Genomic DNA, 15025 nt, shown 5'->3' with positions numbered 1-15025 from the left:
CCCGCGGCAATTCGGGTGGACACGACAACGGCACCCGAACGGCGGCAAACACGAACCCTCTCCTCGGGTGAACACCCGAGGAGAGGGACGGTAGCGCTTCAGAGCGTCATCGCCCACCCCTGCACGGGTTAACGAAAAGCCACGTTCGTGGTTCCGGTCTCCGTGAAGATGCGAAAAGGTGGCGAATTTCCGGATCGGCTCAGGCCACGCCGTCGGCCTTCGCGGCCAGGGCGACAGCCGCCGCGACCTCGGGTCCGACCCGCGGGTCCAGCGCGGACGGGACAATTCGATCTGGACCCAAATCATCTTTCGCGACGGCCAGAATGGCATCCGCGGCCGCGAGCTTCATGCCCTCGGTGATCCGTCGCGCACCCGCGTCGAGCGCACCCCGGAAAATTCCGGGGAACGCGAGCACGTTGTTGATCTGGTTCGGGAAGTCGCTGCGACCGGTCGCCACGATCGCGGCGTGCCGGGCCGCGACGTCCGGGTGCACCTCGGGGTCCGGGTTGGACAACGCGAACACGATCGAGTCGTTCGCCATGCTCGCGATCACGTCCTCGGACACCTTCGACGACGACACGCCGATGAAGACGTCCGCGCCGCGCAGCGCCACCTCGATGCCGCCGTCGAGGTTGCTGCCGTTGGTGACCGCCGCGATCTCTTCCTTGATCGGGTTGAGCCCGGCGCGACCGGTGCGGACGATGCCGCGCGAGTCGAGCAGCGTGACCTCGCCGACGCCCGCCGCGAGGAGGATCTTGGCGATCGCGATGCCCGCGGCGCCCGCACCGGAGATGACCACCCGCTGGTCGCCGATGTTCTTGCCGAGCACCTCGTTCGCGCCGTTGAGGGCGGCGAGCGACACGACGGCCGTGCCGTGCTGGTCGTCGTGCATGACCGGGCAGTCGAGCGCCTCGATCAGCTTCTGCTCCAGCTCGAAGCAGCGCGGTGCCGACACGTCCTCGAGGTTGACCGCGCCGAACGACGGGCGCAGCCGGACCAGGGTCTCGACGATCTCGTCCACGTCCGTCGTGTTCAGCACGAGCGGGATGGAGTCGAGGCCGCCGAACGTCTTGAACAGCGCCGACTTGCCCTCCATGACGGGCAGCGACGCGCTGGGACCGATGTCGCCGAGGCCGAGCACCGCGGTTCCGTCGCTCACGACGACGACCAGGCGGTGCGCCCAGGTGTACCTCGCGGCCAGGGAGGCGTCCTGGGCGATGGCCTTGCTCACTCGTGCGACACCGGGGGTGTACGCGATGGACAGCGCTTTGGGGTCAGCGAGCGAGGCGGTCGCGCCGACCTCCAGCTTCCCGCCCACGTGCGCGCTGAAGATCTCCTCGTCCGTCAGTTTCGTCGGATCGGAGTTCTCGGTACGGGCTTCGTTCACTGCTGTCACGGCGTCCCTCCTGCGGTGCGGGCGGCGTAGTAGCCCAACTTGGGCTCATCACCAAACGGCGCACCGGCCCAGCGTTGTCACGCCGGGTACACGGGGCCTGGAAACTCGGTCGAGGCGCTCCGACGAGTTGCGTCGGAGAACAGTCCGAGTGCTGCGGGTGACGGAAGTGTGGCAGGGTCGCGCTCGCCTGTCTGCGGCGGGGATCACACTTTTTTCGCAGGTCAGAGGGCATGTAGCAAGACGTCTGTCCGGTTTTCTGCACCGACCGGTCGGTTTATGCAGGCAGGAAGCACCCGATCGGTCAAGAAAGATTGACGCCTTAGAGTGACGACATGCAGGCGAGTTCGCTGAAAATTGACGGCGCGTTCGAGTTCATCCCTCGGACATTTCCCGACGACCGCGGCGTGTTCGTCTCGCCGTACCAGGAGGCCGCCTTCACCGAGGCGGTCGGCCACCCCCTGAGGGTCGCTCAGACGAACCACAGCGTGTCGCGCGCGGGCACCATCCGCGGCATCCACTACGCGGACGTGCCGCCGTCCCAGGCGAAGTACGTCTTCTGCCCGCGCGGCTCGTTCATCGACGTGATCGTCGACATCCGGGTCGGCTCCCCCACGTTCGGCCAGTGGGAGGCGGTGCTGGTGTCGTCGGAGAAGTGCAACGCCGTCTACGTGGCGGAGGGACTGGGCCACGCGATGATCGCGCTGGAGGACGGCACGACCATGAACTACCTGTGCTCCACGGTCTACAACCCGACCGGCGAGCACGGCCTGACCCCGCTCGACCCGGCCCTGGACCTGCCGTGGCCGCGCGAGCTCGAGTTCCTGCTCTCGGAGAAGGACAGGTCGGCGCCGACCCTGGCCGAAGCCCACGAAGCCGGCGCCCTGCCGCGCTACGAGGACTGCCTGGCGCTGTACGCGGCGCTCAAAGCCTGATCCGTGGCCTCGGCCACAGCCGCGCCCTGACGACTCCGAGCACCTCGGCCGGCCCGAGCTGCTCGGAGTCGGTGCTGGCGAACGGGTTGTCTCCCACCACGTGCCACCCGCCGTCCACTTGATGGGAGGCGCGCTTCACCGACAACTGCCCGGGTCTGCCGGCCCACCGCACCAGCACCACGTCGTTCGGTTTGGCCTGCGCACCCCATCTGACCAGCACGATGTCGTCGTTGCGCAGGGCCGGCGCCATCGACGGACCTTTCACGAGCACGGTGGAGAGGCGCGGTCTCAACGATCACCCTTCGGTCAGCCGGAGTAGGGTCCTTACTTGTCGGAGCATCCACTGTTTTCACTCTGGGAGGAACGATGCGACTCGTGTCGCGCATTCTCCGCCCGCGCGTCGAGGCAACCGCGCACTGCGACCTGCCCTGCGGCGTCTACGACCCGGCGCAGGCCCGCATCGAGGCCGAGTCGATCAAGGCGGTCCAGGAGAAGTACCAGGCGAACGAGGACCCGGAGTTCCGGGAGCGTGCCGTCCTGATCAAGGAGCAGCGCAGCGAGCTCGTCAAGCACCACCTGTGGGTGCTGTGGACGGACTACTTCAAGCCGCCGCACTTCGAGAAGTACCCCGAGCTGCACGACCTCTTCAACCGCGCCACCAAGGCCGCGGGTGCGTCGGGCACCAAGGGGTCGATGGACCCGGCGACGGGCCAGCAGCTGCTGGACCTGATCGCGCAGATCGACAAGATCTTCTGGGAGACCAAGCAGGGCTGAGCCCAAAGCCTTGCCGACGACGCTGACCAGCGGAAGCCTCTTTCGCCGGTCAGCGTCGTTTCTCGTTTTGACGGGTCCGCGGACGGCCCGAGCAAGTCCACATCGGACAGCACTCCTGCCGGTCGCGACGATTCGTGCCTGAATGAAGCTTGACCGGCATTCGAACGCCTGTGCGATGGTGACCGGGTGCGGATGACGTGGCAGCAAGCAGCGCAGTACGACGCTCAGGTGGACCTGCTGCGCAAGCTGGCCAACACCTCGGCGCGGTTCAACGTCCGCGAGATGGACGGCCAACCCGTCCTCGTCGACGACCGCCTGCCGAACGGTGAATGCGTCCGAGTCGACGGCCCTGCGGCCCCGGACCTGATGCGGCACCTGTTCCACCTCAACTACTACGCGCTGCTGTCCATCGTCGGACTGCTCGAAGCCGCCCGGGGAACCAAGGCGCAGTCGAACGCGGTCGAACTCCTCAAGCGCCTGAAGCTCGACCAGGACCCGTTGCAACCGCCCACGAGTCAGTGAGCTTTCGTGCTTCGCAAATATCCGCGCGGGTTACCGCCTCAAGATTGGAACGAGCCAACGTTGTGACGGGGTGGTCAGGTCCCAGCGCCCGCTCGCAGCCGGTGAGAGTGGCCCCGTACAGCGGGACCGCCCGGCTCAGATCACCAACCGTCCAGGGCCGGTGTCGGCAGCAGAGAGTGCCGACATCACCACCGCCAAATACCTGCGACACAAGATCTGGGTACTGCTAGACAGCGCTGGTGAATCGACGCGAACTCAGCGCTATCGCGCACACAGACCATCCGATTTCGGCTCCATTGAGCGACAGCACAGTGGAGCACCTTCTCCACCGGTCCATCCGCGGGCAGGACGATCACCTGCTCGATCTGGGCTGCGGCGAGGGCGAGTGGTTGCTACGCGCGCTACAGGCGCACAGCGGCGTAACGGCTGTCGGAGTCGACATCTCGGGCGAAGGCTTCGACCGCGTCCTCGGCGAGGCCGCCCGGCTAGGTCTGGAAGATCGGCTCGAACTGCGCCGCCAGGACGTCGCCGAGTACCGGTCGACCAGGAAAGCGGACTTGGTGCTCAGCGTGGGAGCCGCCTACGCGTTCGGCGGGCTGCTCCCCACGTTGAACGCCGCTCGAGAGCATCTCGCCGAAGACGGGATACTCCTGCTCGGCGACTGCTTCTGGGAGCGCGAGCCCGACGCTGCGGTCCGAGCGGAACTGGAGGACGGTCCGCAGAAGTACGCGGATCTCCCGACCACCGTGGCCCAGGTCGTCGCCGACGGATGGACACCGGTCTACGGACACATCAGCACCATCGCGGAGTGGGACGAGTACGAATGGTGCTGGACCGGCACCCTCGCCCGGTGGGCCCTCGACAATCCCGAACACCCCGGCAGCGACCTCGCCCTTCAGACGTCAGCGGCCCACCGCACCAGCTGGCTGGGCGGCTACCGCGGAGTTCTCGGGTTCGTCGTTCTCCTGCTGCGGCGCACACCTCCCCCGGCATCGCCTGAGGTGTCCTGAGGGAAGCCCTTGACTCCTCACCAAGCGCCTTGCCAGAGGTCTTGTCCGCAACCCGCCTGCCGAGCGGTTACGTGGATGAAGGGCTCATTCATCCACACCAGGTGGAGGAAGGAACCCTTCATCCACCTCACCGGACAGCGATCGCTCGACCGGTTGACCCAAGTTGTCCACAGTGGACATCAGGCCGCCGGGGCGGTTCACGTCCGTGAGCCTGCCCACATCGCGAAGTGGGCCGCGTGATGGACTTAGTACCGTGCACGGTAGCGGTGGTGGGGCTCGCCGCTCCGTTCCGGAGAACCGCAGCGTCTGCTGCCAACAGTCCCTACTCAGACCGGGCCGTGCCATGTCCGGTGACGGAGTAGGAGGCTGTGCGTGTCCCTGAACGACGAGGCCGAGTTGGCTGATCCCGTCGATCTGCACGTCGGCGCCCAGCGTCGCGAACTCGTGCGCCACCACGCGCCGGTGCTCACCGTCATCGCGATCGGCGGCGGGCTCGGGGCGCTCGCCCGCTACGGGCTGGGGTTGCTGCTGCCCACCCGGCCGGGCGAGTTCCCGTGGGGGACCTTTCTCGTCAACACGGCGGGCTGCCTGCTGATCGGCGTGCTGATGGTCCTGATCACCGATGTGTGGACCGCTCACCGCCTGGTCCGCCCGTTCTTCGGTGTCGGAGTTCTGGGCGGGTTCACCACCTTCTCGACCTACGCGCTGGAGATCCGCAACCTGCTCCAGCACTCCGGATTCGGACTGGCGGCGGTCTACCTCACCGCGACGTTCCTCGGCGCCATGATCGCCGTGGTCACCGGGGCGTGGGCCACCCGAGCACTGGCCAGGACCCGCATGGGAGGAACAGGGGCATGACCGCGCTGCTGGTGTTTCTCGGTGCCATGGTCGGTGCGCCGCTGCGGTATCTCACCGACCGCTTCGTGCAGTCACGTCACGAGAGCCTGTTCCCGTGGGGAACCCTCAGCGTCAACGTCCTCGGTTGTCTGATCCTCGGTGGCCTCGCGGGAGCGGGCACGGCTCTCCCCGGTCACGTGCTGGCGCTGGCCGGGACCGGGTTCTGCGGGGCCCTCACGACCTACAGCACCTTCAGCTACGAGACCATGCGGTTGGTGGAGCGGAAGGCGTACCTCTCCGCGATGATGAACGCCGTGGTCAGCATCGCCGCAGGGCTCGGCGCCGTGCTGCTCGCCTGCGCAGGCATCGCCGCGATCGTCAACTGATCGGCACCGCTACCGGCCGCCGGGATCGGCGACCAGCAGCACCGGACGGTGCGCGGACCTCGCCACCCGGTGGCTGACCGAGCCCCGCATCATCCGGGCCAGCGAGCGGTGCCGGTGCGTTCCCACCACGATCATCAGCGCCTGCTGCTCGTCGGCCACGGACACCAGCAACCGCACCGGGTTGCCGCTCCACGCGTGGTAGGTCCAGGCGCCCGGATGCGCGGCCAGCGCCTCCGCGGCCTTCAGGTGCAGGTGCTCGAGCGCCTTGCGCGCGTGGGCTTCCCAGACCTCGACGTCGGAGTCGGGATCGATCGGGTAGTCGCGGAGGTCGACGCCGTGCACCACGTGCAGATCGGCGCGAAGACGGCAGGCGAGATCAGCCGCCGTGCGGAGTGCGGCGAGGCTGGCGGCCTGGTCGTCGAACCCGACCACCAGCACAGAGGTCCCCGCCGGGACGCCGTGCTGAACAGCGGGCACCGTCAATCTTCGTTCTTCGGGCTTCGACACGTTCACCACACCGCCTTCCATCGGCGCACGGGTTGTCGGAGTACCAGGTTGACACGGTTCACGACGTCGGTCGTTCTGACCATCTGTCGTTTGGGCGTAACCACCGCTTCACCGTCCGCGATGTGACCTGGTGTGGCTGGTGACGACGCATGGGACTTCTTCGTCTCCTACACCGGGGCCGACCGGACCTGGGCCGAGTGGATCGCCTGGGAGCTCGAAGCGCAGGGACATCTGGTCCTGATCCAGGCCTGGGACATGGTGCCCGGCACCGACTGGTTCGAGCGCATGCACGCGGGCGTGCAGGGCGCGCGGCGCACCGTCGCCGTGCTGTCGACCGCGTACCTCGACTCGGTGTTCGGCGCGATGGAGTGGCAGGCCGCCCGCCGCACGGGCCGCACGTTGCTGGTGCTGCGGGTCGAGGACTGCGAACGGCCGGGCTTGCTGGGGTCCGTCGTCAGCGACGACCTGTTCGGCGTGGACGAGGACACCGCACGCGCGCGGTTGCTCCGCGCCGTTCAGGGTGCGGTCGAGGGGCGGCTGAAGCCTTCCGAGCGTCCCGGGTTCCCCGGTCGCGGAAAGCCCGGTTTCCCCGGTGCGCTGCCGGCCGTGTGGAACGTGCCGCCGCGCAACCCCAACTTCACCGGACGGGCCGAGCCGCTCGACCGGATGCGCTCCGGGCAGACGGTGGCGGTGCACTCGTTGCACGGCATGGGCGGCGTGGGCAAGACGCAACTCGCGATCGAGTACGCCCACCGTCACGCCGGCGACTTCGACGTCGTGTGGTGGATCCCGGCCGAGCAACCCGCGTTGATCCCGGACCACCTGACCGAGCTCGGCATCGCGCTCGGGCTCGACGTCGAACCGTCCACGATCGCCCCGGTGCTCGCGTGGCTGCGCGGCCGGGAGCGCTGGCTGCTGGTGTTCGACAACGCGGAGGACCCCGCGGCGCTGAGGCCGTTCCTGCCCGGCGGCGCGGGCCAGGTCGTGATCACCACGCGGCGCGGCGGGTTCGGCGCGCTGGGCACGGTCCTGGACCTGGACGTGCTCGACCGCGAGGAGAGCATCGCGCTCCTGCTACGACGCCTGCCCACCACTTCGGCCGAGCACGCCGAGAAACTCGCCGAGCTGCTGGGAGACCTACCTCTGGCGATCGAACAGGCCGCGGCCTACCTGGAGACCACCGGGCTGCCGGCGGACGAGTACATCGCGCTGTTCCGCGAACGAGCGGCAGACCTCATCGGTCGCGGACGGGTGATCGACCGGCAGGAGACCCTGACGACGTTGTGGGACATGTCGCTCGCCGAGCTGGCGAAGCAGAGCCCCGCCGCGATCCATCTGCTGGGCCTGCTTGCCCACATGGCACCGGAACCGGTGCCGCTCGACCTGTTCACGCTGCATCCCGACATGCTTCCCGCGTCCCTGGCCGACGCGGCGCGGGATCCGCTCGACTGGGCGGAAACGGTCGGAGCACTGGCCGACCGGTTCTTCGTCCGGCGGGACGGCTCGGAGCTGACCATCGCCCATCGGCTCCTCCAGCAGTCGCTGCAAGCCCAGCAGGGCAGGGGAGCATTCGCGAACGCACTGGTGCAGCGACTTCTGTTCCTCGATCTGCCCTTCGACGTCCAGGACGCGCCGGCGACCTGGCCACGCTGGCGGGCGCTGCTCCCGCACGTCCTGTTCGCCACCACGGACGTCGACACGGCCAGACCGGAACACACGAGCCTCCTGCTCGACCGAGCCGCCGTCTTCCTGCAAACCACCGGCCGAGCCTCCGACGCCCGTCCGCTGCTCGAACGAGCCCTGGCCATCGACGAAGTGGAACACGGTGTGGACAGCCCGGAGGTCGCCGCCGCACTGAACAACCTCGCGCTCGTCCTGAGCACCCTCGGCTTCCACTCCGACGCCGAAGTGCTGTTGCGCCGATCCCTCGCCATCGCCGAAGTGATCTTCGGTGACGGCGACATCCGGCTCGCCGCCACGCTGAACAACCTCGGCCGCTCCCTCACCCACCAGCACCGCCACGACGAAGCACGACACCTGATCGAACGGGCGCTCGCCATCTTCGAGGCCAACGACGACCGCATCAACGCTGCCATCACCATGCACGGCCTCGGACACGCGCTGACGAACCTGGGGCGCGACGAGGAAGCGTTGGCACTGCACGAGAACGCCCTTGCCGTCATGGAGGACGCGTACGGGGCACATCACCCGCGGGTTGCGGCGGCCCTGAGCAACGTCGCAGGCGCACTGCACAAGCTGCACCTCGACAACGACGCCCGGCCCGCAGCCGAACGAGCGCTCACCCTCTTCGAGAGCTTTTACGGGCCTGACCACAGGGACGTCGCCTTCACCCAGGGCATTCTCGGCGCCGTCCTCGTCGCGCTGGGTGACACCGACCGGGGGCAGCGGCTCATCGATCGGGCTCTGGAGTTCGAGAAGCGGAACAAGAACGGCATCACGTGACCTTGCCGGTCACCTCGAAGCCGGTGCCTGTCGGCGACAACCCTTCGAACTTCAGCCGGACCAGCTCCTCCCCCTCGGCCTCGTTGTCGGTCACGGTCGGCACCTCGACGTCCACTGACGTCTGTCCCCGCGGGATGACCGTCCAGAGCTGGAGCCCGGTCGAGGACAACACCCGTGACGGCGCCGGGTCCTCGCCCGAGTTCTGGAGGAACCACTCGGCGTTGACGTCCGTTGTGGACAGTTCGGCGCCACCGGGCGCCACCGGCCGGCCGACGAGGGTGAAGGCGGCGTCCGCCGCCTCCGACAGGGTCAGCTTCCAGCGCAACGTGCCGCCTTCCGCGACGCTGTCGGCGACCGGGGTCACCGTCAGCTTCGGGATCGGGTCGTCGTTGCGCACCAGCAGCCCGCCGAACGCGGCGCCGACCACGGCATTGTGGATCGCCACCACGCCCACGGGGTACCGTGTGTCGGCGCTCCAGCGGGTGTTGGCGGTGTAGGTGATCGGCACGTCCACGCGGTGCTCGCCGGGCTTCAGCGTCACGAGCTTGGTGACGGGGACGTTGGCCGAGTCGCTGTAGAAGAGCCGGACGGTACGGGTCCCGTTGCCGGTGGCGGTGACGGCCACGTTCTGGGTCACCGTGCCCTCGTCGCCTTCGAGCACCGACGTCACGGTGGCGTCGACGCGGCCGAGCCTGACCGGCAAGACCGGGACGAGGCCCTTGGTGTAGCCGTGGGCGTCGACGAGCAGCGCCTCGCCGGACGCGGACTCGGGAACCAGTTCCAGCGACACCACCCGGCCGAGCCACGCGGGCAGCGGAACGCGAACTTCCTGTGCCCACAGGGCGGACAGGCGGTCGCTGCCGGGCAGGCCGGTCACCGACACCGCGCCCAGCGCGTACTTCTGTCCACTTCGGTCAGTCACGGAGACGCCGAACCGAGTGGCCGGCGCGTTCGGTGGAACCGCGAGGCGCAGCGCGAGTTCCTTCGACCCGTGCAGCGAAACGGGTTCGGCCGGGGTCACGACACCTGCCTGACCGGCGGCCGTCCACTTGAGCGCGACCGCCTGCCGTTCCGGCTGGGCCGACGCGAAGCGGAAGCGGACGAGGTGCGGCGAGCGGGTACCGCACGCGGCAGCGGGATCGGTCGTCACCTCAGCGCACACCCTCGCGCTGCCGGAAGCAACCGTCGAGGTGTCCGGCACGACGAACGGCTTGCGGTCGCCGCCGACGGCGTGCGAGAGCACGCGGGCCGGATCGGCGGACGGCGCGCGGACGCCGGAGCCGTCGAGCAACGGCAGCACGGACTCGTCGCGGGCGAGGAAGAGCCGGGCCGACGCCGCGAGGTACGTGGCGCCCGCGGCCTGCTGCTGGTCCGCGGTCAGCCGCGTGGCAGCGCCCGGCGCGCAGATCGGATCCGGCTGCTGGCCGGGCCAGAAGTCGTCGAACGCCGGCGCCTCGGCCTGACCGGGCGTCCACTCGCTGTTGAAGTAGTTGTGGTTGGCGCCCACCACGTACAGCGCGCTGTGCAGCGCGGCACCTCGGCTCACGCCGCGGGTCTGGTCCACGAACATCTGCCCCTGCAGGTCGGACACGTCACCGTCGCAGCCCGGCAGGACCGTCACGGACGGCACGTCGGGCTGCGGGTTGTGCCCGAAGATCGTCGGCCCGATCAGCGCGGTGCCGCGGACGTGCCACCGCACCGGCCCGCTGAACCCGGTGTCGCCGGGCGGCGGGTTCAGGCTGTCGGTCGCGGCCCGGTTGACCCCTTCACCGCCACGCGAGTGCCCGACCAGCAACACCTTCGACAGGTCGGCCGGCGCGGACCTGACCGCCTCTGGCGCGTCGCCACGACCGGCAGACCAGTCCGCCCACTTCGCCAAGTGGTTGCGCACCAACGACGAACGCCCCTGCGCGCCGGCGTCGACGGTCTGCGCGTCCTGTGCGTTGATGCCGTTGGCCGAGATCGACACCGTCACGTATCCCTGTGACGCCAGCAACTCCTGCGCCTTCAGATAGCCGCGATGGCTCGGCACGGCGGTCAACCCGGCCGGGCACGGCCAGGCGGCGACCATCTGCTTCGGATCCGTCTTGCTGTAGCAGGTGTAATGCCGTCCGTGCAGGAACAGCACCAACGGCCGCTTGCCCTGCGCACCCTCGGGCGCGACCACGACGGCGTCCATCTCGACCGGCGCCGCGTAGCCCGGCAGCCGGATCGGGTCCAGCGAGTACTCACCCCTGGTCGTGGCGTACCGCCCCGGCTTGCCGGGGTCCACCGCCGACTCCGGCGACAACGCGGGCAGCTCCGGCAACGCCAGCTGAGCCGGCGACGGTGCCGTCACGTCCAGCCGCTTGCCCGCCGACCGCACCTGCAGCGCGAAGGGGTCCTTCAGCCGGGCCGTGAGCGTGAACGTCCGCAGGTTCGCCGACTCCGCGGCGATGCCGAGCAGCCGGTCTCCCTCCCAGAACTCGACGCCCGCGTCCGACAACGGCATCGCAGCGGGAGCGGTCCACCGGATCACGTCACCGGCGACCGCCCAGCCCGGTGCCGTCGGTGGCTCCGGGGCGGCCGCGGCAGGCAGCGCGGGCACCACCGCGGCCAGCACGGCGGACATCAACAGTGCGGCTGATCGACGCATGAGCGGGCCCCCTCAAAAGGATTACCACTCATGTTCTAGCGACGTTCCGCCTCTGATCTGCCAAACAAAACGAGAACCAGACCTGAGTATTACGCCGTTCAGACCAAGACCGAACGCTTCAGAAGATCACTGGTCCGCGGCTCCGGGATCGCGTTGGTTCTGGCGCAGCTTGTTCCACGTCGAGGTCAGCTCGGCCCGGATGCGCGCGATGCGCACCCCGAAGGCCTCGCGGATCTCCTGGGCATCTACCTCGTCGGGGGCGCCGTGGTCGGGGTGCTCGGCGGTCATGGCGAGCGGGGTACCTCCGAAGAGGACTCCCCCAAACGTGGTCCCGGTCACTGCCTAGGATCGAACAGGTGAGCACCCACCTCTACCTGCTGCGTCACGGCCAGACCGAGTGGTCCGAGAGCGGCAGGCACACGGGACGCACCGACATCGAGCTGACGCCCGAGGGCGAACAGCAGGCACGCCGCGCGGGCGCCACGCTCGCCTGGCTGAGAGGCACGGACCAGGCTCCCGCGCTCGTGCTGACGAGCCCGCGGCAGCGCGCGACCAGGACGGCGGCGCTGGCCGGTCTGGAGATCAACGGCATGACCGAGGACCTCGCCGAGTGGGACTACGGCGACTACGAGGGCATCACCACGCCGCAGATCCGCGAGCGCGTGCCGGGGTGGACGGTGTGGACGCACCCGATGCCGGGCGGCGAGACGCACGCGGAGGTGCAGGAGCGGGCCCGCAAGGTGCTCGGCGAGGTGCGCAAGATCCTGCCCGGCGGCGACGTGGTGCTGGTGGGGCACGGGCACTTCAGCCGCGTGCTGATCGCGGCGTGGCTGGGACTGGCGTCCGACCAGGGCGTCCACTTCGGACTGGACCCGGCCGGCATCTGCCAGCTGGGCGACGAGCGGGGCGACCCGCAGGTGCGCAGGCTCAACGTGCCTGCCTGGGAGGTGTGATGATCCGGCGGGTGGAACCGCGTGACGTCGACGCGGTCGTGGAGCTGGTGCACGAGCTCGCGCTGTACGAACGGGCGCCGGAGCAGTGCCACCTGACCTCGGAACAGTTGCACACCGCGCTGTTCGGTCCAGCGCCCGCGCTGTTCGGACATGTGGCCGAAGTGGACGGTCAGGTAGTCGGGATCGCGTTGTGGTTCCTCAACTTCTCGACGTGGGACGGCGTGCACGGCATCTACCTCGAGGACCTCTACGTCACGCCGGGACAACGCGGCAACGGCCTGGGCAAGAAGCTCCTGGAAACTCTTGCCCGGGAATGCGTCGCCAAGGGCTACACGCGGCTGCAGTGGTCGGTCCTCAACTGGAACGAGCCGAGCATCAGGTTCTACGAGTCGCTCGGTGCCGTCCCAATGGACGAGTGGACCGTGATGCGAGTGGCCGATGAGGCGCTGCAGAAGCTCGGTTCTTCACTCTGAAGGTCGACAGAAGGTCTCGAAAGGCTCACGAAACGGGAATTCCACACAGGACGGGTCCGCGGTCCTGGCAGCGTCCCCGCTCGCCGATCCCTCGGCACAAAGTAAGCGTGGAAAGAGGAAGACCGTGTACGAAGACTCCGGCGCGAGCCCTGGATCCCTGATCTTCGGCCTTGTTTTCGCCGTGCTCGTCATCGCCGGCATGTGGGCGACGTTCAGCAAGGCCGGCAAGCCCGGCTGGGCGGCGATCATCCCGATCTACAACATCTACGTCCTGCTCAAGGTCGCGGGCCGTCCGGGCTGGTGGCTGATCCTGTGGATCATCCCGATCGTCAACTTCGTCATCTCGATCATCGTTGCGATCGATGTCGCGAAGGCGTTCGGCAAGAGCGGCGCGTTCGGCTTCTTCATGCTGTGGCTGCTCGGCTTCATCGGGTACCCGATCCTCGGTTTCGGCAGCGCGCAGTACCGCGGCCCGGCCACCGGCGGCCAGGCGTACCACGGCTGATCGAGCCTGAGCTGGACCAGGCCGGGTCGGAAGTCACCCCTGTACTTCGGGCCCGGCCTTCACTACGGTTGGCGATGAAATCGTTTTCAGAACGTTTCAGACGCCGAGCTGCCGCCGCCTCGACGCACGACGAGGAAGGACCTCTCAACGATGAGGCGTCGACTGACCGGCGCGTTCGTCGCGCTAGCGGTGGTCGTGGCACCGGCGGGCGTGGCGAACGCGGCCAGCTTCAACGTCAAGGACTACGGCGCGAAGGGCGACGGCAAGGCGATCGACTCGGTCGCCATCGACAAGGCCATCGCCGCGGCGTCGGCGGCGGGCAACGGCGTCGTCGAGATCCCGCCGGGCACCTACCTGTCGCGCTCGATCCACCTCCGCAGCAACGTCACCGTCAACCTCCAGCAGGGGGCGCGCATCGTGGCGTCCGGCAGCGGCATCGACGCACCGGAGTCCAACCCGAACTCGAAGTACCAGGACTTCGGCCACAGCCACTTCCGCAACGCGCTGCTGTGGGGCGAGAACGTCGAGAACGTCAGCTTCACCGGCAAGGGCGTGATCGACGGCGCCAACAAGCTGGAGACCGGCGACGACATCCCGGCGGGCAAGGGCGACAAGATGCTGTCGCTCAAGTTCTGCAAGAACGTCAACATCACCGACGTGACGTTCCACGAGGCCGGCCACTTCGCCATCATCACCAACGGCTGCAACGGGATGAAGCTCGACCACATCACCGTCGACACCCCGGACGACCGCGACGGCATCAACTTCATCAACAGCTCCAACATCGAGCTGTCGAACTCCACGGTGATCTCCAGCGACGACGCGGTGGCGTTCAAGTCCGACTTCGCGACCGGCAAGACGTTCCTGAGCGAGAACAACGTCGTCCGCGACTCCACGATCCAGTCGACCGAGAACAACGCCGTCCAGTTCGGCTCGGAGACGTGCGGCAGCTTCAAGAACTTCCAGTTCCGCAACCTCAAGGTCACCGGCGCCTCGAAGGCGGGCCTCGGCATGGTGTCGATGGACGGCGCGACGATCGAGGACGTCGTGTACGACAACATCCAGCTCTCCAAGACCGCCTCACCGATCTTCATCCACATCGGCAAGCGCGGCCGCTGCCCCGGCAACCCGCCCACCGGCAAGATCCGCGACATCACCTACCGCAACATCACCGGCACGAACCTCACCGCACCCCGCGACATCCCCGGCGACCCGGAGTACACGTCCACCGTCTCCGGCCGCGCCGACTCGAAGATCACCGGACTGACCTTCCAGAACGTCGAGCTGACCGTCCCCGGCGGCCACGGCGAGGGCGACGCGTCGAAGAACCCGCCGGAGGTCTCCGGCGAGTACCCGCCGCGCATCTTCGGCCCGCGACCGGCGTTCGGCTTCTGGCTCCGCAACGCCACCGACGTGAAGTTCATCGACAGCACGATCGAGTACGACAAGAACGACGGGCGGCCGGCGTTCACGACCGACGGCGTTTCCGGGATCTCGTTGAGCGGCGTGAAGGTGGAGCGCAGCACGGGTGCTGCCGATCTGCAGTGGCGGAAGAGCAGCGGCACGTCGGTCACGAACAGCACGACGACGAACGGTCAGGCGTTGCGCGCGAAGATCAGCTAGACAGGAGGC

The 15025-nt window shown here is 68.3% G+C and carries 16 protein-coding genes; 11 read left to right on the top strand and 5 right to left on the bottom strand.

What is annotated here, in order from left to right:
• Positions 1–199: 199 nt before the first annotated feature.
• The gene (locus ABZV40_RS23640) at positions 200–1348 is read right to left on the bottom strand and encodes a malic enzyme-like NAD(P)-binding protein (RefSeq protein WP_355445426.1); all 1149 of its coding nucleotides are present in this window, start codon (positions 1346–1348) and stop codon (positions 200–202) included.
• Between the two features lie 380 nt (positions 1349–1728).
• Between ABZV40_RS23640 and rfbC the strand changes: the two genes are divergently transcribed.
• The gene (gene rfbC / locus ABZV40_RS23635; protein WP_355445269.1) at positions 1729–2328 is read left to right on the top strand and encodes a dTDP-4-dehydrorhamnose 3,5-epimerase; all 600 of its coding nucleotides are present in this window, start codon (positions 1729–1731) and stop codon (positions 2326–2328) included.
• Here rfbC and ABZV40_RS23630 read toward each other — a convergent pair.
• Positions 2318–2593: a S24 family peptidase gene (locus ABZV40_RS23630; protein WP_355445423.1), complete on the bottom strand. Its 276-nt coding sequence runs from the start codon at positions 2591–2593 to the stop codon at positions 2318–2320. The genes rfbC and ABZV40_RS23630 overlap by 11 nt on opposite strands.
• A gap of 101 nt (positions 2594–2694) precedes the next feature.
• Between ABZV40_RS23630 and sodN the strand changes: the two genes are divergently transcribed.
• The 5 genes from sodN (at position 2695) to crcB (ABZV40_RS23605) (ending at position 5857) form a co-directional block, all read left to right on the top strand.
• Positions 2695–3102 carry a superoxide dismutase, Ni gene (gene sodN, locus ABZV40_RS23625; RefSeq protein WP_053736263.1) on the top strand — a complete coding sequence of 136 codons (408 nt, stop codon included), beginning with the start codon at positions 2695–2697 and terminating at the stop codon, positions 3100–3102.
• 192 nt (positions 3103–3294) lie between these two features.
• Positions 3295–3624: a hypothetical protein gene (locus tag ABZV40_RS23620; RefSeq protein WP_355445266.1), complete on the top strand. Its 330-nt coding sequence runs from the start codon at positions 3295–3297 to the stop codon at positions 3622–3624.
• 311 nt (positions 3625–3935) lie between these two features.
• Complete coding sequence (locus tag ABZV40_RS23615) at positions 3936–4634, top strand: methyltransferase domain-containing protein (protein WP_355445264.1); 699 nt, start codon at positions 3936–3938, stop codon at positions 4632–4634.
• Between the two features lie 372 nt (positions 4635–5006).
• The gene (gene crcB, locus ABZV40_RS23610) at positions 5007–5492 is read left to right on the top strand and encodes a fluoride efflux transporter CrcB (RefSeq protein WP_355445261.1); all 486 of its coding nucleotides are present in this window, start codon (positions 5007–5009) and stop codon (positions 5490–5492) included.
• The gene (crcB, locus tag ABZV40_RS23605; protein ID WP_355445258.1) at positions 5489–5857 is read left to right on the top strand and encodes a fluoride efflux transporter CrcB; all 369 of its coding nucleotides are present in this window, start codon (positions 5489–5491) and stop codon (positions 5855–5857) included. The genes crcB (ABZV40_RS23610) and crcB (ABZV40_RS23605) overlap by 4 nt, the downstream gene beginning before the upstream one ends.
• Positions 5858–5866: 9 nt before the next feature.
• Here the strand turns inward: crcB (ABZV40_RS23605) and ABZV40_RS23600 are convergent, their stop codons facing one another.
• Positions 5867–6334 carry a universal stress protein gene (locus ABZV40_RS23600; RefSeq protein ID WP_355445256.1) on the bottom strand — a complete coding sequence of 156 codons (468 nt, stop codon included), beginning with the start codon at positions 6332–6334 and terminating at the stop codon, positions 5867–5869.
• Positions 6335–6496: 162 nt separating this feature from the next.
• Here ABZV40_RS23600 and fxsT point away from each other — a divergent pair, with 162 nt between their 5' ends.
• Positions 6497–8827, top strand: coding sequence for an FxSxx-COOH system tetratricopeptide repeat protein (gene fxsT / locus ABZV40_RS23595; protein WP_355445253.1), 2331 nt, complete (start codon positions 6497–6499; stop codon positions 8825–8827).
• Here the strand turns inward: fxsT and ABZV40_RS23590 are convergent.
• Together ABZV40_RS23590 and ABZV40_RS23585 are read right to left on the bottom strand one after the other, a co-directional pair.
• Positions 8820–11462 (bottom strand): hypothetical protein, encoded by a 2643-nt coding sequence (locus ABZV40_RS23590; protein WP_355445251.1) that lies wholly within the window; start codon positions 11460–11462, stop codon positions 8820–8822. The genes fxsT and ABZV40_RS23590 overlap by 8 nt on opposite strands.
• Positions 11463–11588: 126 nt before the next feature.
• Entirely contained in the window at positions 11589–11750 is a 162-nt protein-coding gene (locus ABZV40_RS23585) for a hypothetical protein (RefSeq protein WP_355445248.1), read from the bottom strand.
• 68 nt (positions 11751–11818) lie between these two features.
• Between ABZV40_RS23585 and ABZV40_RS23580 the strand changes: the two genes are divergently transcribed.
• The 4 genes from ABZV40_RS23580 to ABZV40_RS23565 all read left to right on the top strand — a co-directional run bounded on the left by ABZV40_RS23580 (position 11819) and on the right by ABZV40_RS23565 (position 15016).
• Entirely contained in the window at positions 11819–12415 is a 597-nt protein-coding gene (locus ABZV40_RS23580; protein WP_355445245.1) for a histidine phosphatase family protein, read from the top strand.
• Entirely contained in the window at positions 12415–12888 is a 474-nt protein-coding gene (locus tag ABZV40_RS23575) for a GNAT family N-acetyltransferase (protein ID WP_355445242.1), read from the top strand. Before ABZV40_RS23580 ends, ABZV40_RS23575 begins: the two co-directional genes overlap by 1 nt.
• A 124-nt stretch (positions 12889–13012) precedes the next feature.
• Complete coding sequence (locus tag ABZV40_RS23570) at positions 13013–13393, top strand: DUF5684 domain-containing protein (RefSeq protein ID WP_355445239.1); 381 nt, start codon at positions 13013–13015, stop codon at positions 13391–13393.
• 150 nt (positions 13394–13543) lie between these two features.
• The gene (locus tag ABZV40_RS23565; protein WP_355445236.1) at positions 13544–15016 is read left to right on the top strand and encodes a glycosyl hydrolase family 28 protein; all 1473 of its coding nucleotides are present in this window, start codon (positions 13544–13546) and stop codon (positions 15014–15016) included.
• Positions 15017–15025 lie beyond the last annotated feature (9 nt).

The sequence above is a fragment of the Lentzea sp. NPDC004782 genome, from assembly GCF_040609115.1.
Taxonomy (GTDB): Bacteria; Actinomycetota; Actinomycetes; order Mycobacteriales; family Pseudonocardiaceae; genus Lentzea.
The sequence above is the reverse complement of the archived record's forward strand: the minus strand, read 5'-3'. Positions and strand labels throughout refer to the sequence as shown.